The organism is Roseateles sp. GW821-FHT03B02 (genome assembly GCF_059421025.1).
In genome coordinates this window covers 68,186-87,082 of sequence record NZ_JBWKUV010000003.1, presented here as the reverse complement: position 1 = coordinate 87,082, position 18,897 = coordinate 68,186, and the positions used below count along the sequence as shown (strand labels likewise).

The 18,897-nt window shown below is 70.6% G+C and carries 15 protein-coding genes; 7 read left to right on the top strand and 8 right to left on the bottom strand.

From position 1 onward, the window contains the following. Positions 1–4 precede the first annotated feature (4 nt). From AC07VX_RS10170 to AC07VX_RS10160, 3 genes are read right to left on the bottom strand one after another with little or no spacing between them, the layout of a single operon-like run. Positions 5–1,114 (bottom strand): lactonase family protein, encoded by a 1,110-nt coding sequence (locus AC07VX_RS10170; protein ID WP_493164602.1) that lies wholly within the window; start codon positions 1,112–1,114, stop codon positions 5–7. Further along, positions 1,111–2,409 (bottom strand): alanine racemase, encoded by a 1,299-nt coding sequence (locus AC07VX_RS10165; protein ID WP_493164601.1) that lies wholly within the window; start codon positions 2,407–2,409, stop codon positions 1,111–1,113. Before AC07VX_RS10165 ends, AC07VX_RS10170 begins: the two co-directional genes overlap by 4 nt. Positions 2,410–2,419: 10 nt before the next feature. Next, the gene (locus AC07VX_RS10160) at positions 2,420–3,313 is read right to left on the bottom strand and encodes a diacylglycerol/lipid kinase family protein (RefSeq protein ID WP_493164600.1); all 894 of its coding nucleotides are present in this window, start codon (positions 3,311–3,313) and stop codon (positions 2,420–2,422) included. Between the two features lie 119 nt (positions 3,314–3,432). Between AC07VX_RS10160 and AC07VX_RS10155 the strand changes: the two genes are divergently transcribed. Next, positions 3,433–4,623 carry a GGDEF domain-containing protein gene (locus AC07VX_RS10155; protein WP_493164599.1) on the top strand — a complete coding sequence of 397 codons (1,191 nt, stop codon included), beginning with the start codon at positions 3,433–3,435 and terminating at the stop codon, positions 4,621–4,623. On the opposite strand, the gene AC07VX_RS10150 is transcribed toward AC07VX_RS10155, so the two are convergent. Beyond that, on the bottom strand, positions 4,624–5,220 hold the full coding sequence (locus AC07VX_RS10150; protein ID WP_493164598.1) for a YdeI/OmpD-associated family protein: 597 nt from the start codon (positions 5,218–5,220) through the stop codon (positions 4,624–4,626). Positions 5,221–5,269: 49 nt separating this feature from the next. On the opposite strand from AC07VX_RS10150, the gene AC07VX_RS10145 reads away from it, so the two are divergent. Next, positions 5,270–6,256 carry a lytic transglycosylase domain-containing protein gene (locus AC07VX_RS10145; RefSeq protein ID WP_493164597.1) on the top strand — a complete coding sequence of 329 codons (987 nt, stop codon included), beginning with the start codon at positions 5,270–5,272 and terminating at the stop codon, positions 6,254–6,256. Positions 6,257–6,355: 99 nt separating this feature from the next. Beyond that, positions 6,356–7,507 (top strand): GGDEF domain-containing protein, encoded by a 1,152-nt coding sequence (locus AC07VX_RS10140; protein ID WP_493164596.1) that lies wholly within the window; start codon positions 6,356–6,358, stop codon positions 7,505–7,507. A 9-nt stretch (positions 7,508–7,516) separates the two neighbouring features. Here the strand turns inward: AC07VX_RS10140 and icmF are convergent, their stop codons facing one another. Next, positions 7,517–10,807, bottom strand: a complete 3,291-nt coding sequence (icmF, locus tag AC07VX_RS10135; protein ID WP_493164595.1) for a fused isobutyryl-CoA mutase/GTPase IcmF — start codon at positions 10,805–10,807, stop codon at positions 7,517–7,519. A 149-nt stretch (positions 10,808–10,956) separates the two neighbouring features. Between icmF and AC07VX_RS10130 the strand changes: the two genes are divergently transcribed. Beyond that, entirely contained in the window at positions 10,957–12,936 is a 1,980-nt protein-coding gene (locus tag AC07VX_RS10130; protein WP_493164594.1) for an OPT family oligopeptide transporter, read from the top strand. Between the two features lie 4 nt (positions 12,937–12,940). Here the strand turns inward: AC07VX_RS10130 and AC07VX_RS10125 are convergent, their stop codons facing one another. Both AC07VX_RS10125 and AC07VX_RS10120 read right to left on the bottom strand, forming a co-directional pair. Continuing rightward, complete coding sequence (locus AC07VX_RS10125; protein WP_493164593.1) at positions 12,941–13,537, bottom strand: exopolysaccharide biosynthesis protein; 597 nt, start codon at positions 13,535–13,537, stop codon at positions 12,941–12,943. 26 nt (positions 13,538–13,563) lie between these two features. Further along, positions 13,564–14,241 carry a Bax inhibitor-1/YccA family protein gene (locus tag AC07VX_RS10120; RefSeq protein ID WP_493164592.1) on the bottom strand — a complete coding sequence of 226 codons (678 nt, stop codon included), beginning with the start codon at positions 14,239–14,241 and terminating at the stop codon, positions 13,564–13,566. A 105-nt stretch (positions 14,242–14,346) separates the two neighbouring features. Here AC07VX_RS10120 and AC07VX_RS10115 point away from each other — a divergent pair, with 105 nt between their 5' ends. Continuing rightward, a complete protein-coding gene (locus AC07VX_RS10115; protein ID WP_493164591.1) occupies positions 14,347–15,237 on the top strand; it encodes a LysR family transcriptional regulator in 891 nt (296 codons plus the stop codon). On the opposite strand, the gene AC07VX_RS10110 is transcribed toward AC07VX_RS10115, so the two are convergent. Further along, positions 15,224–16,789 (bottom strand): methyl-accepting chemotaxis protein, encoded by a 1,566-nt coding sequence (locus tag AC07VX_RS10110; RefSeq protein ID WP_493164590.1) that lies wholly within the window; start codon positions 16,787–16,789, stop codon positions 15,224–15,226. The genes AC07VX_RS10115 and AC07VX_RS10110 overlap by 14 nt on opposite strands. 122 nt (positions 16,790–16,911) lie before the next feature. On the opposite strand from AC07VX_RS10110, the gene AC07VX_RS10105 reads away from it, so the two are divergent. Next, positions 16,912–18,090: an isovaleryl-CoA dehydrogenase gene (locus AC07VX_RS10105; RefSeq protein WP_493164589.1), complete on the top strand. Its 1,179-nt coding sequence runs from the start codon at positions 16,912–16,914 to the stop codon at positions 18,088–18,090. Between the two features lie 118 nt (positions 18,091–18,208). Continuing rightward, positions 18,209–18,889: a carbonate dehydratase gene (gene can / locus AC07VX_RS10100; protein ID WP_493164588.1), complete on the top strand. Its 681-nt coding sequence runs from the start codon at positions 18,209–18,211 to the stop codon at positions 18,887–18,889. Positions 18,890–18,897 lie beyond the last annotated feature (8 nt).

The window sequence follows — 18,897 nt, the reverse complement described above, 5'->3', positions numbered from 1 at the left end:
CAGTCTAGAGCGAACAGGCACCGGCGGGGCTCGGAACGGCTGTCTGCCGCCCGGTGAAGCGCGGCTGCTCCGGGCGGCCCAGGTCGAAGTGGCTGAGCTGGTCGCTGCGCTGGTTGCAGACGTAGAGGTGGCGGCCGGCGCGGCAGGCGCTGCGCGGGTAGCTGCCATGTACCCAGTGATGGTCCAGCAGGCGCGGACGGCGCGGCTGGGCCAGCGAGATGACGGCCAGGCTGTCGTGCAGGCGGTTCAGTGCGTAGAGGTGGCGGCCGCTGGGCGCGACGAGCAGGTCGGATGCGTAGCTGGTGCCGGCGAAGCCGTCGGGCAGCACGGAGATCTCGCTGAGCAGGCGCGGCCCGGCCTCGGTGAGCTCGACGGCGGACAGCGTGGACGATTCCTCCTGCAGCACATAGACCCAGCGCGGGTCTTGCGCGTGGAAGGCGAAGTGGCGTGGGCCGGAGCCGGGGCTGAGCGCGAGCTCCCGTGCACCGGCCTGCGGTGCGCCGGTGGCGAGCGGCCAGACGAGCAGGCGGTCGCGTCCCAGGTCGGTGCCGAGCAGCCAGCGGCCGTCGGGGCTGGCCTGGATCATGTGGGCGTGCGGCGCGTCGTGGCCGCTGCTCGCCTGGCTCCCGGGCGGGCCGTTCACGGCGCGGGCAGGGCCGGGGCGGCAGTCCGGGCCGGCGCAGCCGGGCCAGCTCCGGGCGTCGCCCAGTCGGCCGTCGGCCAGCAGCGGCAGCGCGGCGAAGCGGGCGTCGCCGTAATGGGCCACCCAGGCATGGCCCGCGCTCACGGAAAGGTGGGCGGGGCTGCGGCCGCCGCTGGGCTGGCGCTGCAGCAGTTCGAGCCGGCCGGCGGCGTCCTGGGCGTAGACGGCGATGTGGCCGCTGCCTTCCTCGGCGGCGTAGACCTGCGAGCCGCTGGCCGCCAGCCAGCTCGGGCTGTTGGCATTGGGGGTGGTGCCCACCGGCTTCAGGCTGCCGTCGGCGGCGATGGCAAAGCTGTACAGCCCCAGGCCGAGCGGCGCGTAGGTGCCGATGTGCAGGTGGCGGCGGGGGGGGGTGGCGGTGGCGGGCATCAAGGGGAGGGCAGACAGGCTCAGCAGGCGGCGGCGGTTCATGAGAACTGGGTCGTGATGGCATCGACGACGTGGTCGTCCTCGTCGGCGATGGCCATCCAGGTCCATTTGTCGAAGGTGGTGCAAGGGTGCGACGGCCCCAGCACCACGCGCTCGCCGATGGCCGGGCCCTGGCAGGCGGCCGGGTCCCAGCGCAGGTAGGCGTGCTGGTCGTTCAGGCCGGTCACGCGCCAGCCCGCCGGTGCCCGGACCCGCTCTGCACCGCGCAGATGCCAGACCGGCACCGGCCAGCCGGCGTCGAAGGACAGGTCGCGCCGGCCCGCGTTCAGCAGCGCCAGGCCCGGCTCAGGAGTGGAGAGCACCTGGGTCCAGACCTCCAGCGCCGGCTGCAGGCTGGGCGAGCCGAGCGGCGTACCCATGCGCTCGTCCATGGTCTGCATGTAGCGGCCGTAGTGGGCATGGTCGTGGCACACGTAGCAGCCCGAGCGCAGCAGGCCCACGCGCCGGGATTGCCCCGGCCGGGCTGACAGCAGCGGCGCGACGAGGTCGAACGCCGCCGAGCCGCCGCCGCTCAGCCACATCGGCCGGGCGTCGGCGTCGAGCAGGCCCTCGGCCTCGATGGCGTCCAGCAGGGCCTGGATGCGCGCCAGCCATTGCTGCATCAGCGCCCGGTCGGGCTCGGTCTCGCCCCGGATCTGCAGGCCCTCGTAGAAGCCGATGCCGCGCAGGCGCAGCGCCGGGTGGGCCTGCAGGGCGCGGGCCAGTGCGAGGGCCGGGCCGTGCTCCCGCACGCCGCAGCGTGAGGTGCCCAGTTCGAGCAGCACGTCCAGCCGGGCCTCGCCGGCGCCGCACGTCGCCCAGTGCGTGGCCATGAGGTCGAGCTGGGCCTGCGAATCGACGAAGAAGGCCAGCTCCACGCCGGGGTGGCGGCGGCGCAGGTCCAGCAGCTCGGCCAGGTCGGCGGCGCTGACGAGCTGGTTGGCGATCAGCGCCCGGCGTGCGCCCGCGGCCAGGCCGACGCGCAGCTGGTGCACGTTCGCAAACGTCAGGCCCCAGGCGCCGGCATCGAGTTGGCGGCGAAAGAGCTGCGGGCTCATCGTCGTCTTGCCGTGTGGCGCGAGCTGCACGCCGTGGCGCTCGGCAAAGGCCTGCATCCAGGCGATGTTGTGGGACAGCGCCTGCTGGCGCACGACGGCCAGCGGCGTCGGCAGCTCGCGCAGCCGCCAGCCGCGCCCGGCCACGTCGGCCAGCGGCAGCGGCGGCTCAAGCGCGGGGAAGCCCTTCAGCCAGGGGCCCAGCCAGCCGGGGCGCGGGGTGGTGGAGTCGTCTTGTGCCATGCCGACATCATCAGCGAACCACGGTCAGGGCCTGCGGCAGCACGCGCACGCCGATGTCGGCGGCCGAGGGCAGGGGTTCGCCGTCCAGGGCCAGTGGCACAGGGGCGGGGCTGGTGAGGCGCAGCGACCGGAAGCCGCTCAGGTGCACGCCGTGGTGGCGCAGGTGCTGGCCCGTCAGCAGCAGCGGCATCATGGCCAGGGCGCCCAGACGGCCGAAGGCGCCGACGCGCAGCAGCTGCAGCTCGCCGTCGTCGATGCGCGCCCCCGGCGCGGCCGGCATGCCGCTGCCATAGCTCGGCGTGTTCAGGCTGGAGGCGAACAGCATGGGCCCTTCGTGCAGCAGCCGGCCGTCGGCCTCGATGCGCAGCGGGTAGACGCGCAGCCGGCCGATCTCCGTCAGCGTGGCCCAGAGGTAGCGGGGCTGGCCGCGCAGCCACTTCGGCGCGGCCTGGGCGCGGATGGCGATGGCCGCGTCGAAGCCGGCCGTGACGCTGGACATGAAGAGCCGGCTGCCGCCCCCGGGCGTCGTGATCTCGCCGAGGTCCATGCCGGACGCCGGCGCGCGCTGCGCGTGGGCCAGGGCTTCGCGCCAGGACATGCGCGCCAGGCCCAGCGCGCGGGCCAGGTCGTTGCCGGTGCCGCCGGGCAGCAGCGCGAGCTGCAGCTTGCGGGCGACGAGGGCGGGCAGCAGCTGGTGCACGGTGCCGTCGCCGCCGGCGACGATGACACGGCTGCCCTCGGGCAGCGCCAGCAGGCGCTGGCGGGCGCTGTCTACATCGTCGGGCAGCACCAGCGGGACCTGGGCCAAGGCCTCGCGCAGCGGGGCGGCGAGGGCAGCGCAGCGGCCGTTGGCGGCGTGCGGGTTCAGCAGGCACAGGGCCGGAGTCAGGGCGGGAGCGATCACGCCGGGCATTGGAGTCGCCGGTGCCCCGTTGCGCCATCGGCGCAGACCCTGGCGACGCCTGCCGCCGGCGCTGCCTACACTGGGCGCACCCCCCAACAAGAACAAGGCGCCGCCCGCGCATGTCGCTGCACGTCCCCACCCTGGTGCTGATGCTCGTCCTGGGCTTCGGCCTGCTGACGCTGCAGCTGTGGATGGCCGGTCATGGCGCGTTGAACCGCGGCGAGCTTGGGCGGCTGGGCTGGGCGGGGCTGGCCCTTTGCGGCGGCTTCGTCTTCTTCGCGCTGCGGCCGTGGCTGCCCGGCTGGGCCGTGCTGCTGGGAGGCAACTGGCTGCTGATGGCAGGGCTGGCAGGCCTCGCCTCGGCTGTCTCGCGGCATCTGCTGAACCGCGAGCTGCCGGCCTGGCACCATGGCCTGCTGCTGGCCGCCGCCCTGGCGGTGCCGATGGTGCTGCAGGTGTCGGCGCCGGTGCGGGCGGGTGCGATGTCGGCGGCCATGGCGGTGCTGCTGCTGCCCGCCACCGTCGCCGCGCTGCGCCTGGGCTGGCGGGCCGAGCTGAGCTTTCGCGTGGTCGCGCTGATGCTGCTGCTGGCCAGCGCGGCCTTGTGGCTGCGCGTGGGCTTCGCGGCCTGCTGGCTGCGCGCGCAGCCGGCCGAGGCCGAGCCCTGGCAGACCGGCAGCGGTGCCATCTTCATGCTGGCCTTCATGGCCGTGCTGGCAGCGGGCTTCGGCTTCGTGCTGGCCAATTTCGAGCGCATGGCCAGCCAGATGCGCAAGCTGGCCAGCGTCGACGGCCTAACCGGCGCCGTCAACCACACCACGACGGTGTCCCTGCTTGCCCACGCACTGGAGCGCGGCCGGCGGGAGGGGCAGCCGGTGGGCTTCGTCATGCTGGACCTGGACCACTTCAAGCGCGTCAACGACCAGCACGGCCACGCCATCGGCGACCAGGTGCTGAAGGCCGTGGCCGCCTGCACGCGCTCGCGGCTGCGCGGCTCGGACGTGCTGGGGCGCCTGGGCGGCGAGGAGTTCGGCCTCGTGCTGCCAGCCACCGGTGCCAGCGGCGCCAGGCATCTGGCCGAGCAGGTGCGACTGGCCGTGGAGGGCCTGGAGCTGCAGGGCGACGGCGGCCGGCCGCTGCGCGTGACGCTGTCGGCCGGCGTGGCCGAGGCGGCGCGCAGCGACACGCCGGAGACGCTGATGCACCTGGCCGACAAGGCCCTCTACCAGGCCAAGCAGAAGGGGCGCAACCGTGTCGTCGTGGCCGACGAGTGGATGCGCAACTCGACGCTGCAGTCGGTTATCAGCTGATCAGCAGTTCTCGTACTTCCAGTGGCGCGACTTGCCCTCGGCCAGCCACTCCACGGCCTGGGCGATGCGCCTGGCGCGCGTCTCCTCGCGCTTGGCCTCCAGCACCCACTCCAGGTAGTCGCGCTGCTTGCCGGGCGCAAAGGCGTCGTAGTGCTGCCTGGCGGCGCTGACCCGGGCCAGCGCGGCGGCGAAGTCGACGGGCATCTCCAGCGGCGGGCGCGGCGCCCGGTCGGGCTTGCGTGCCCGTGGCGCACCGGCCTGCAGCAGGGCCGCGGCAGCCTTGATCTGCTTGCGCAGCTCGGTGCGTGAGGGCAGGTCGGCCGGGGTTTCGATGCGGCCGAAATCGCCCATCGCGCCCGCCTCGCCCGGCGCCGCGCCCTCGCGCGCCCAGAAGCCGAAGGCGCAGTGCGCCTTGAAGGCCGACATGCCGCACAGCAGCTTGCCGGCAAGCAGGAAATGGGGGCGGCTCCACTTGATGGTCTCGACGACGTCGGGGCAGGCCGCGTGCACGTCTTCGCGCAGGCGCTCAAGGATGGGCCGGGCGAAGTCCGGCGCGCCGGCGAGATAGGCGTCGATGCGCGGATCGGGCGTGGGCATGCGGGCAGTCTAGACTTCCGGCCCCCGAACCGTTCCTCCGGACTCACCCTTGCGCCGCCTGCTGCCCCTGCTGCTGTTTGCCGCCACCGCGGCCTCGGCCCAGCTGCCATCGCTGACGCTGGAGCAGCTGCCTCGGCCGACCATGCCGCCCGGCGAGCGCGGCCCCGTCGTGCCGGCCCAGGTGGAGCGCTGGCGCCAGGACGCCAAGGCGCTGGAGTACGGCGATGGCGTCAAGCGCGACGAGGTGGCTGCCGCCAGGCTCTACTGCCGCGCGGCGCGCTATGGCGACGCCGAGGCCCAGTACAGCCTGGGCTGGATGCTGACCAATGCGCGCGGCATCCAGCGCAACGACGCCGAGGCCGCCCACATGTTCGCCGCCGCCGCCGAGCAGGGCATGGAGCAGGCGCAGAACATGCTGGACCGCATGGGCGGCACGCCGCTGGGCGACCCGCCGCCCTGCCTGCGCCCGCCCGAGACCGACCCGCCGCTGGCCGTGGCGCCGCCGCCTCCGGTGCGGGGTGCCAAGCCCGTGTCGCTCTGGGCCACGCTGCCGCTGCCGCCGCAGGCGCCGCCGGCCATCGTCAACTACGTGAAGCTGATCGCGCCCGAGTACCAGCTCGCGCCGGCCCTGGTGCTGGCGGTGATGGCCCAGGAGTCCAACTTCGACCCGCTGGCCGAATCGCCCAAGAAGGCGCAGGGCCTGATGCAGCTGATACCAGACACGGCACTGCGCTTCAAGGTCACACGGCTGCGCGACCCCTCGCAGAACATCCGCGGCGGCATGGCGTACCTGCGCTGGCTGCTGGCCTATTTCGAGGGCGACGTGATGCTCGCCCTGGCCGCCTACAACGCCGGCGAGAAGGCCGTGGACCGCTATCTCGGCGTGCCGCCCTATGCCGAAACGCGGCTGTACGTGCGCAGGATCATGGCCGCCACCGGCGGCCAGCGCCTGCACCCCTTCGACGCCAGCGTGACGACGGCCTCGCCCATGCTGCTGCGTGTGAAGGTCGCGATGCAGGCGCTGCAGCCGCGGTGAACGACGTCCGCCGTGAGATAAATCATGCCGCCCACGCGCCGCGTGCCAGCGAGGCGGCGCGTTGCAGGCATCGTGCCGACTGAGCCCACTTCGACCCCCATGGAACCCCTGCACGCCGACACGCTGCTGCGCGTCTACCAGCTCGTCACGACCATGCTGGCGCTGGCGACGCTGGGCGGTGCCTGGCATCTGAAGTCCGAGCGTTCGCTGTGGCTATGGGCCGGTGCCTTCGCGGCGGCCGCGCTGACCCAGCTCGCTCGGGCCATCGCCATCACGGTGGAGGCGCCGCGCACCTTCTGGGTCGTCGGCCATCTGGGCGGGCTGCTGTCGGCCCTGCTGCTGCTGCTGGGCCTGCGCGTCTACCTCGGCCTGCCGCTGCGCTGCCGGCTGCCCGTGGCGCTGGCGGCAGCGGTGAGCGTCGCCGCCTTCGCGCTGACGGCCTGGACCGGCGTGTTCTGGCCCTCGCTGACGCTGACCCTGCTGGCCACCGCGGCCCTGACGATGCCGGCCGCCCATGCCGCGCTGAGGGCGTGGCGCGAGCAGCACGGCTTTCCGCTGCTGCTGCTGGCGGGCGACCTCGTCATCAGCGCCGTCGTCGAGGTGGCGCGCGGGCTGGCCGTCAGCCCGCTGATCGCCACCACGCGCGAGGAGCTGATGCAGTACAACGCCATCGGCCTGCTCGTCACCATCGGCCTCGTTATCGGCCAGGCCCTGGCCATGCTGCTGCTGTTGCAGGACCGCGCGCTGCGCCAGATCGAACGCCTCATCGAGGTCGACGTGCTGACCGGCCTGCTCAACCGGCGCGGCTTCGACGAGCGGCTGCGCCGCCTACTGCAGCGCGGCGCCGCCCATCCGCCCGTGCTGGCGCTGCTGGACGTGGACCATTTCAAGCGTATCAACGACACGCATGGCCACGCGGTGGGCGATGCGGTGCTCAGCGGCATCGGCGAACGCCTGCGCGAGACGCTGCGGCCGCTGGACCTGGCCGTGCGCCTGGGCGGCGAGGAGTTTGCCGTCATCTGGGCGCAGCCCGAGGCGGGCGGCGAGGCGCGCCTGGGCGAGCGGCTGCGCGAGGCCGTGGCCACGCAGGCCTTCCTCACGGCGGCCGGTCCGCTGGCGGTGACGGTGAGCGTCGGCGTGGCACGGGCCCATGGCGCCAACGAGGCGCCCGAGGCCGTGTTTAGCCGCGCGGACGCGGCGCTCTACGAGGCCAAGCGGGCCGGTCGGGATCGGGTCGAGCTGGCGGCCTGAGCGGGCCGCCTACATGCTGCGGCGGTACTGGCCGCCCACCTCGAACAGCGCGCCGGTGATCTGGCCCAGCGAGCACACGCGCACGGCGTCCATCAGCACCTCGAAGACGTTGCGGTTCTCGATCACGGCCTGTTGCAGCTTGGCGAGCATGGCCGGCGCCTGGGCGGCATGGCGGGTGTGGAAGTCCGCCAGTCGGGTCAGCTGCGACTGCTTTTCTTCCTCCGTCGAGCGCGCCAGCTCGATGTGCTCGGGCACCGGCTCGCCCTTGGGGTTGCGGAAGGTGTTGACGCCGATGATGGGGTACTCGCCGGTGTGCTTGAGCATTTCGTAGTGCATCGACTCTTCCTGGATGCGGCCGCGCTGGTAGCCGGTTTCCATGGCGCCGAGCACGCCGCCGCGTTCGCTGATCCGCTCGAACTCGGCCAGCACGGCTTCTTCGACCAGCTCGGTCAGCTCGTCGATGATGAAAGCGCCCTGCGACGGGTTCTCGTTCTTGGCCAGGCCCCATTCGCGGTTGATGACGAGCTGGATGGCCATCGCGCGGCGCACGCTTTCGTCCGTGGGCGTCGTGATCGCCTCGTCGTAGGCGTTGGTGTGCAGCGAGTTGCAGTTGTCGTAGACGGCGATCAGCGCCTGCAGCGTGGTGCGGATGTCGTTGAAGGCGATCTCCTGCGCATGCAGGCTGCGGCCCGAGGTCTGCACGTGGTACTTCAGCTTCTGTGACCGCTCATTGGCGCCGTAGCGGTCGCGCATGGCCACGGCCCAGATGCGGCGCGCGACGCGGCCGAGCACCGTGTACTCGGGGTCCATGCCGTTGCTGAAGAAGAACGACAGGTTGGGCGCGAAGTCGTCGATGTGCATGCCGCGCGCCAGATAGGCCTCGACAAACGTGAAGCCGTTAGACAGCGTCAGCGCCAGCTGCGAGATCGGGTTCGCGCCGGCCTCGGCGATGTGATAGCCCGAGATCGACACCGAGTAGAAGTTGCGCACGTTGTGGTGCACGAAGTACTCGGCGATGTCGCCCATGACCTTCAGCGAGAACTCGGTCGAGAAGATGCAGGTGTTCTGGCCCTGGTCTTCCTTCAGGATGTCGGCCTGCACGGTGCCGCGCACATTGGCCAGCACCCAGTCCTTGATCTTGGCGGCTTCGTCGGCCGTCGGCTCGCGGCCGTTGTCGGCCTTGAACTTGGCCAGGTTCTGGTCGACGGCCGTGTTCATGAACATGGCCAGGATCGACGGCGCCGGGCCGTTGATTGTCATCGACACCGACGTGGTCGGGCTGCACAGGTCGAAGCCGTCGTACAGCACCTTCATGTCGTCCAGCGTCGCGATGCTCACGCCGGAGTTGCCCACCTTGCCGTAGATGTCGGGCCGCGGCGCCGGGTCGGCGCCGTAGAGCGTCACCGAGTCGAAGGCGGTGGACAGGCGCTTGGCGGGCATGCCCTCGCTGACCAGCTTGAAGCGGCGGTTGGTGCGGAAGGCGTCGCCCTCGCCGGCGAACATGCGCGTCGGGTCCTCGCCCTCGCGCTTGAAGGCGAACACGCCGCCCGCGTAGGGGAAGCTGCCGGGCACGTTCTCCAGCATCAGCCACTTCAGCAGCTCGCCGTGGCATTCATACGTCGGCAGCACGACCTTGCGGATCTTGGTGCCCGACAGGCTCTGCGTGACCAGGGCCGTGCGGATTTCCTTGTCGCGGATCTTCACGACGTACTCATCGCCGGCATAGGCCTTGACCATGTCGGGCCACTGGGCGAGCAGTTGTCGAGCGTCGCCGTCGAGCTTGCTGCGGCGAGCGTCGGCCAGTTCGCCGAGGACGGTGCGGGCGCCGTTCTTCTCGGGGTTGGCGGCCTGCAGCATCGCGCGGCTGGCTTCGAGCTGCTGGATCTCGCGGGCCAGCGCGGCCTGACGTCGGGCGCGGGCCTTGTAGCTGCGCACGGTGTCGCTGATGTCGGCCAGGTAGCGCACGCGGGCCGGCGGCACGATGGGGGTCTGGTGGGTGCTGTGGCGGGTGCTGACCGGCGGCAGGCGGCCTTCGGCGAGCTTCAGGCCCAGCTCACCTAGCCGCCCCTTCAGCGCCTGGTACAGCGCCGTCACGCCGTCGTCGTTGAAGCGGCTGGCCATGGTGCCGAACACGGGCATCGCGTCGGGCGACTTGTTGAAGGCCTCCCGGTTGCGCTGCACCTGCTTGCTCACGTCACGCAGCGCGTCGAGCGAGCCCTTGCGGTCGAACTTGTTGATGGCGACGAACTCGGCGAAGTCCAGCATGTCGATCTTTTCGAGCTGGCTGGCGGCACCGAACTCGGGCGTCATCACGTACATCGGTACGTCCACCAGCGGCACGATGGCCGCATCGCCCTGGCCGATGCCCGAGGTCTCGACGATGACGAGGTCGAAGCCCGCCACCTTGGCCGCGGCGATGACGTCGGGCAGGGCGGGAGAAATCTCGGAACTAAAGTCGCGCGTGGCGAGCGAGCGCATGAAGACGCGTGCGCCCTGGCCCCAGGGGCTGATGGCGTTCATGCGGATGCGGTCGCCCAGCAGCGCGCCGCCGCTCTTGCGGCGGGAGGGGTCGATGGAGATGAGGGCCACGCGCAGCGCGTCGCCCTGGTCCAGGCGCAGGCGGCGGATCAGCTCGTCCGTCAGGCTTGACTTGCCGGCGCCGCCGGTGCCGGTGATGCCGAGCACCGGTGTCTTGATGGTCTTGGCCTGCTCCCGCAGCGCATCGACGATGGCGCCATCGGCCTTGCCGTTCTCCAGCGCCGTCAGCAACTGGGCTAGCGACCGCCAGGCGGCTTCCGAGTGGCCGGTGATGGCTGACAATGCCTTTGGCGCATGCACGCTGAAGTCCTGGTCGGCTTTCATGACCATCTCGCCGATCATGCCCTGCAGGCCCATGCGCTGGCCGTCCTCGGGGCTGAAGATGCGCACGCCGTGCTCGGCCAACTCGCGGATCTCGGCCGGCACGATGACGCCACCGCCGCCACCGAAGACCTGGATGTGCGCGCCGCCGCGTTCTTTCAGCAGCTGCACCATGTACTTGAAGTATTCGACGTGGCCGCCCTGGTAGGACGAGATGGCGATGCCCTGCGCATCCTCCTGCAGCGCCGCGGTGACGACCTCGTCCACCGAGCGGTTGTGCCCGAGGTGGATGACCTCGGCGCCCATGCCCTGCAGGATGCGCCGCATGATGTTGATGGCGGCGTCATGCCCGTCGAACAGGCTGGCGGCGGTCACGAAACGGACCTTGTGGGTCGGGCGGTACTCGGCGAGCGCCTTGTAGTCGGCGGCGAGATCGGTCATGGCTGTCTCCTTGCTCGGTCGGGATTCTAGGTCGCCAATTGACGTTAACGTCAATTGAGCGTGTCGCTAGGGTTATCCGGACCCGGCGACCGTGCAGGCTGCCACGATGATGCGCACCTCGCCACACCCGGCGTTTGCACCCCAGAAGCATGAGCACCTCATCGCCCGCCACCACGCCCGAACTGGGCACCGAACTGACCCTGCGCGGCATCGTGCTGGGCATCCTGATCACCCTGGTCTTCACCGCCGCCAACGTCTATTTCGGCCTCAAGGCCGGGCTGACGTTCGCGACGTCCATCCCGGCCGCCGTCATCGCCATGGCCCTGCTGCGCCGTGCCGCCGGCAACTCCATCGGCGAGACCAACATCGTGCAGACCATCGCCTCGTCGGCGGGCACGCTGTCGTCCATCATCTTCGTGCTGCCCGGCCTGGTGATGATCGGCTGGTGGACGGGCTTCCCGTACTGGATGTCGGTCACGCTGTGCGCGCTGGGCGGCACCCTGGGCGTCATGTATTCCATCCCGCTGCGCCGGGCGCTGGTGACCAACTCGCCGCTGCCCTACCCCGAGGGCGTGGCCTGCGCCGAGGTACTGAAGGTGGGCCACGCCAGCGACAGCGGCGAAGGCAGCCGCCAGGGGCTGGCGGCCATCGTCGTCGGCAGCGTGGTGTCCGCCGGCTTCAGCATCGTCGTCGCCACGCAACTGTTCGCCGCGAACATCGCCCAGTACTTTCGCCTGCCCGGCGGCGGGAAGAGCGGCGCCTCGGGGTACGACCTGAACTTCAGCTTCGCGCTGCTGGCCGTGGGCCACCTCGTTGGGCTGTGGGTGGGCATCGCCATCCTGGTGGGCGCCTGCATCGCCTGGCTGGGCGGCGTGCCCTGGCTGACGTCGGGCGTCGAGGGCGTTCCCGAGGCGGTGGCGCTGTTTGCCTGGAGCAAGAAAGTGCGCTTCATCGGCGCCGGCACCATCGCCGTCGCGGCGATCTGGACGCTGGTGAAGCTGGCCAAGCCGGTCGTGGCCGGTCTGCATTCGGCAGCCATGTCGGCGCGTGTTCGCAAGGCCGGCAAGGCCGACACGTTGCCGCGCAACGAGCGCGACATTCCCATCGGCACGGTGGGCCTGATCACGCTGGCCTGCATGCTGCCCGTCGGCTTCATGCTGTCGAGCTTCGCCACGTCGGCGGGCCTGGCCGACCAGCTGGGCCTGCTGGTCGTCGGCGGCGTGGTCTACGTGCTGCTGATGAGCTTCTTCGTCGCCGCCGTCTGCGGCTACATGGCCGGGCTGATCGGCTCGTCCAACAGCCCGCTGTCGGGCGTGGGCATCCTGGTCGTCATCGGCGTGTCGCTGCTGCTGGCGCTGGTCGTGAAGCCGCTGCTGCCGGCGTCCACCGGTCAGGCCCTCGTCGCCTTCGCGCTGTTCGTCACGGCCGTCGTGTTCGCGGTGGCCACCATCTCCAACGACAACCTGCAGGACCTCAAGACCGGCCAGCTCGTCGATGCCACGCCCTGGCGCCAGCAGGTGGCGTTGATCATCGGCGTCGTGGCCGGCGCCATCGTTATCCCGCCGGTGCTGGATCTGCTGAACCAGGCCTACGGCTTCGCCGGCGCGCCGGGTGCGGACGCCAAGAAGGCCCTGGCCGCGCCGCAGGCCGCGCTAATCTCGGCGCTGGCCAAAGGTGTCATCCAGGGCGACCTGAACTGGAACCTGATCGGCATCGGCGCGCTGATCGGCGCGGCCTGCATCGTCGTCGACGAGGTGCTGAAGCGCTCGACCTCGGGCAAGGCGCATCTCGCGCCGCTGGCCGTCGGCCTGGGCATCTACCTGCCGATGAATAGCACGCTGATGATCGTCGTCGGCGCGGTGGCGGGCTGGTGGTTCGAGAAGCGCGCCGCCGCCAAGCGCGACCCCGAGGCCACCAAGCAACTGGGCGTGCTGATGGCCTCCGGCCTCATCGTCGGCGAGAGCCTGCTGGGCGTCATCTTGGCAGCCGTCGTCGTGTTCTCCGGCAACGGTGCGCCGCTGGCGCTCGTCGGCGAGAGCTTCGCCACGGCCGGCCAGGTGATGGGCCTGCTGGCCTTCGCCGGCATCGGCGTCGGCCTCTACGCCTGGCTGCTCAAGCGCAGCGGCTGAAGGTTCAGGCCAGGCCCAGCAAGGCCTCGCAGGCCTGCCAGCCCAGCATCAGCAGGGCGACCGACGAGGTCAGGGCGCCCGCACCCATCGTGAGGGAGGCCAGCATCAGCAGGCCGTCCCGCGCGACCAGCGCGACGCCGGCCAGCATCAGCGAGACGGCCGGCAGCAGGTTGCCGAAGGGGATGGGCAGGAAGATCAGCACCGCCATGACCAGCGTCAGCGGCCCCAGCCACCAGCGCGCCCACGGGCCGGCCAGCAGTGCGAGGCGGGGGCGTGTGACGTGGTGGAGTTGCTCATAGAGGCGGGCCAGCAGCGTCAGGCTGCGGCTGGCGCCCTCGTGCGGCAGGTGCAGGCGCGCCAGCCGCGGGGGCAGGGCGCCGTGCGGGGCCAGCCACAGCGTCAGCCCGAGCAGCGCGAGGCCCAGGCTGAGCAGCATGCCCACGCCGGGGATGGGCAGCAGGCAGGGTGCCGCCAGCAGCACCAGCAGGCTGGCCTGCCAGGCGCCGCCGTGGGCTTCGGCCAGCACCGCCAGCGGCACGGGGCCGGGCGGCAGTTCGCCTGCGGCGCTGCGCAGGCGGGAGGCCAGCTCACGGATGCTCATGCGTGGCCTCGCGGTCGGGAGAACGATCAGTCGTCCGAACCAGCGAAGCCGAAGAGTTGCAGCAGGCTGGTGAACAGATTGAAGATCGACACGAACAGGCTGACCGTGGCGAGCACGTAGTTGGTCTCGCCGCCGTCCACGATCTGCTTGGTTTCGAACAGGATCAGGCCGGCCGACAGCAGGGCGACGACGGCGGAGACCGTCAGCGCCAGCGCCGGGATCTGGAAGAAGATCGCAGCGAGGCCCGCCAGCATGGCCACGACCATGCCGGCGAACAGGAAGCCACCCATCCAGGACAGGTCGCGCTTGGTCGTCGTCGCATAAGCCGACAGCGCCAGGAAGACGGCGCCGGTGGCGCCCAGCGCGAGCATGACGGCCTGGCTGCCGGCCGGCAGCGCCAGCGTGCGCGTCAGCAGGGGCCCCAACGTCCAGCCCATGAAGCCGGTCAACGCGAACACGAGGCCCACGGCGGCACCGCGGTTCTTCAGCTTGTGGATGCCGAACAGCAGGCCGAAGTAGGCGACCAGCGTCAGGATGATGCCGGGCGAGGGCAGGTTGAACGCCACGGCAGCGGCAGCGACGGCAGCGCTGAACAGCAGCGTCATCGACAGCAGCGCGTAGGTGTTGCGCAGCACGCGAGGGGCGGTGCCGCGGTCGAGCGTCGTCCCGTAGGGCAGGGCGATGGCGTGGGGGCGGGTTTGCATGGCAGACCTCCAGTTAGAAACGCTCGCAGCGTAGGCAGCGCGGACATCAAATAAAAGCAGAGAATGGCGAAGAATTTCTTCGTCATAACTTGTTGGGTCCGCCTCATGAGCATGAGTTTTAGCTACCGCCACCTCTACTATTTCTGGGCCGTGGCCAAGGAGGGCGGGCTGACGCGTGCGGCCGAGAAGCTGGGCCTGTCCGTGCAGACCGTGTCGACCCAGGTGCGCGAGCTGGAGCAGGCCCTGGGTGCGGCGCTGCTGAAGCCGGCGGGTCGCGGGCTGACGCTGACCGAGGCCGGCATCGCCGCGCTGGAGCAGGCCGAGCAGATCTTCCAGATCGGCGAGACCCTGCCCGAGCGGGTGCGCGACGCCGCCACGGCCCCGGCCATGCGCCTGGCCGTGGGCATCTCCGACGGCCTGCCCAAGCTCGTCGCCCACCGCCTGCTCGCGCCCATCCTCGACACGCCGCAGCTGCGCCTGCTGTGCCACGAGGACGAGTTCGACGACCTGCTGGGCGACCTGGCCTTGCACCGGCTGGACGTCGTGCTGGCCGACCGGCCGGCGCCAGCCAACCCGAACCTGCGCGTCTACAGCCATTCGCTGGGCAGCTCGCCGGTGGCGTGGTACGCCCACCCGCGCTGGGCGGCCGCGGCGGCGCGTGACTTTCCCGCGTCGCTGGCCGACGTGCCGCTACTGCTGCCCACCTCGCACGCCGCGCTGCGCCCGCGTCTGGACCATTGGCTGACCGACCTCGGCCTGCGCCCGCGCGTGACAGGCGAGTTCGAGGACAGCGCCCTGCTGGCCACCTTCGGCAGCGAGGGCCTGGGCGTATTCCCCGCCGCCACTGCCGTGGACGACGCGCTGACGGGCCGCTACGGCCTGGTCAACGTGGGTGCGGCCGTGGGCGTGGCCGAGCAGTTCTACGCGGTGGGCACGGACAAGAAGATCAGCCACCCCCTCGTGCGGCGGCTGCTCCCGCAGGTCAGCCCAGCCTGAAGGCCGACACCGACTCGGCCAGCCGCTGCGCCTGCTCGCGCATGGACTGGGCGGCGGCGGCGGACTGCTCCACCAGCGCCGCGTTCTGCTGCGTCATCTGGTCCAGTTGGGTGACGGCCTGGTTGACCTGCTGGATGCCGTCGCGCTGCTCGCTGGCGGCGGCGGCGATCTCGCCGATCAGGTCGGACACGCGGCGGACGCTGCCGACGATGTCGTGCATCGCCTGGCCGGTCTGCTCCACCAGTGCGGCGCCCTGTTCGACGTTGTCCACCGAGGCGCCGATCAGCGACTTGATCTCCTTGGCCGCCTCGGCGCTGCGCTGGGCAAGCGAGCGCACCTCGCCGGCCACCACCGCGAAGCCGCGGCCCTGCTCGCCGGCACGCGCGGCTTCCACCGCGGCGTTCAGCGCCAGGATGTTGGTCTGGAAGGCGATGCCGTCGATGACGCCGATGATGTCGCCGATGCGGCGCGAGCTGTCGGTAATGCCGGCCATGCTGGTCGTCACCTGGGCCACGACGCTGCCGCCCCGCTGGGCCGCCTCGGCGGCGGACACAGCCAGCTGGTTGGCCTGGCGGGCCGTGTCGGCGCTCTGGCCCACGGCGCCGCTCATCTCCTCCATCGAGCTGGCCGTCTCCTCCAGGTTGGAGGCTGTCTGTTCGGTGCGGGCCGAGAGATCGTGGTTGCCTTGGGCGATCTCGCCCGCGGCGGTGGATATGGACTCCACCGAGCTGCGCACCTGGCCGATGGTGGTGCGCAGCGAGTCCACCATGGCCTGCATCTGGCCCATCAGGCTGTCGCTGCGGGCCGAGTGCAGGCGCAGGCTGAGGTCGCCGCGCGCCACGTCCTGCATGGCCGCGATGGCCACGCGCGGCTCGCCGCCCAGCTGGCCCAGCACGCTGCGCGCGATGGCCAGGCCCAGGGCCACCGTGATCAAGAGCACGACGGCGCCGACGCCGATCTCCTGCAGCGCCGCACGCCAGACCAGCGCCTTGACGTCGTCCAGGTAGAGGCCCGAGCCCACCATCCAGTTCCAGCCGGGGATCTGCACGACGTACTGCAGCTTGGGCACCGCATCCTTGCCACCAGGGCGCGGGAAATGGGTGTCAACGAAGGCTCGCCCATTGCCCGAGGCGCGCAGGCCGGCCACCATGTCCTGCAGCGTCTTGCGGCCGTTGCCGTCGACGATCTTGTCCATCATGTTCTTGCCCGACCACTCCGGCTTCATTGGGTGCATGACGCTGACGCCGTCCAGCGTCCAGGCATAGAAGTACTCCGTCTTGCCGTCGGCCCCGCCGAAGCGCGCTGCGCGGATGGCCTCGCGGGCGGTGGCCTGGGCGGCGTCTTCGGGGATCTTGCCGGCGGCGGCCTGCTGTTGCAGGTCCAGCACGTGATTGCTGAGGGACTGCAGGGCCGTCTGCAGCACCTCGCGCCGCCCGGTCATGATGTCGTTGTAGGCCTGCACCGTGTTGATCACCACCAGCAGGATCACGCCGGCAATGGCCGTGGCCAGCAGCAGCGCGATGCGCCGCTGGAAACTCATCTGGTTCAGCATGTCGTCTCCTCGCGGGCGCCGTGGTTTGTCGTGCTTGCTACAGTTGACGTTTACGTCAATCAAATGCGCCCGGCCATTCCGTTTTACTGCGGGCCGTACCGGGCGGACAGGAGACTTTCCCCATGAATCTGCCCGGCCTCAACTTCCAGCTCGGCGAGGACATCGACGCCCTGCGTGACGCGGTGCGCGCCTTTGCCGACGAGGAGATCGCCCCCCGCGCGGCGGAGATCGACCGCAGCGACCAGTTTCCGATGGACCTTTGGTGCAAGATGGGCGAGCTGGGCGTGCTGGGCATCACCGTGCCCGAGGAATACGGCGGCGCCAACATGGGCTATCTGGCCCACATGGTGGCCATGGAGGAGATCAGCCGCGGCAGTGCCTCGGTGGGCCTCTCCTACGGCGCGCACAGCAACCTGTGCGTGAACCAGATCAAGCGCAATGGCAACGACGCGCAGCGCGCCAAGTACCTGCCCAAGCTGATCAGCGGCGAGCATGTCGGCGCGCTGGCGATGAGCGAGCCGGGCGCCGGCTCCGACGTCGTCAGCATGAAGCTCAAGGCCGAGGACAAGGGCGGCTTCTACCTGCTCAACGGCAGCAAGATGTGGATCACCAACGGGCCGGACGCCGACACGCTGGTGGTCTATGCCAAGACCGAGCCCGAGCTGGGCGCGCGCGGCGTGACGGCCTTCCTCATCGAGAAGGGCATGAAGGGCTTCTCCATCGCGCAGAAGCTCGACAAGCTGGGCATGCGCGGCAGCCACACCGGCGAGCTGGTGTTCCAGAACGTCGAGGTGCCGGCCGAGAACGTGCTGGGCGCGGTGAACGGCGGCACCAAGGTGCTGATGTCGGGCCTGGACTACGAGCGCGCCGTGCTGACCGGCGGGCCGCTGGGCATCATGCAGAGCGTGATGGACAACATCGTTCCCTACATCCACGACCGCAAGCAGTTCGGCCAGAGCATCGGCGAGTTCCAGCTCATCCAGGGCAAGGTGGCCGACATGTACACGGTGCTGCAGGCGGCGCGGTCGTTTGCCTATACCGTGGCCAAGAACCTCGACATGCTGGGCGCCGAGCATGTGCGCCAGGTGCGCAAGGACTGCGCGAGCGTCATCCTCTGGACGGCCGAGAAGGCCACCTGGATGGCGGGCGAGGGCATTCAGATCTTCGGCGGCAACGGCTACATCAACGAGTACCCGCTGGGACGCCTGTGGCGCGACGCCAAGCTCTACGAGATCGGTGCCGGCACCAGCGAGATCCGCCGCATGCTGATCGGCCGGGAGCTTTTTGCCGAGACCATGTGATGGTCGGGGGGACTGACCACAAGCCGCGCAGCGGCGCCGTTGCGGCGAAGGCTCATGTCCGCAATGCGGATGTGTGCCGCAGCCAGACGATGTAACAGCACGCTGAGAAAATGCCGTCATGACGAACGCAACGAACCACGAACTGCAGGACCTGCTCGACAACAACAAGCGCTGGGCCGCCGACACCGAGGCCCGCGAGCCGGGCTTCTTCTCGCGCCTGCTCAAGCAGCAGACGCCGCAATACCTCTGGATCGGCTGCGCCGACAGCCGCGTGCCGGCCAACGAGCTGGTGGACCTGCTGCCGGGCGAGCTGTTCGTGCACCGCAACGTCGCCAACGTCGTCGTGCACTCGGACCTGAACTGCCTGTCGGTCATGCAGTTCGCGGTGGACCAGCTCAAGGTGCGCCACATCATCATCGTCGGCCACAGCAACTGCGGCGGCGTGCGCGCGGCGCTCTACGACATCCGCGTCGGCCTGGCCGACAACTGGATCCGCCACGTGCAGGACGTGCGCAACGACCACCACGCCTGGCTGGGCAGCCTGCCCGAAGACCGCCGCGTCGACGCCCTGTGCGAACTCAACGTGCTGCAGCAGGCCCGCAATGCCTGCCAGACGACGGTCGTCCAGGACGCCTGGCAGCGCGGCCAGGAGGTCGTCGTGCACGGCTGGGTCTACGGCCTGCACAACGGCCTGCTGAACGACCTCTCGATGACGGTGGCGGGTGCGGCCGATGTCGAACCGGCCTACCAGCGGGCGCTGGCGGCCCTGAAGATCCGCCACGCGACCGCTGCCGCCTGAGGCGGCCC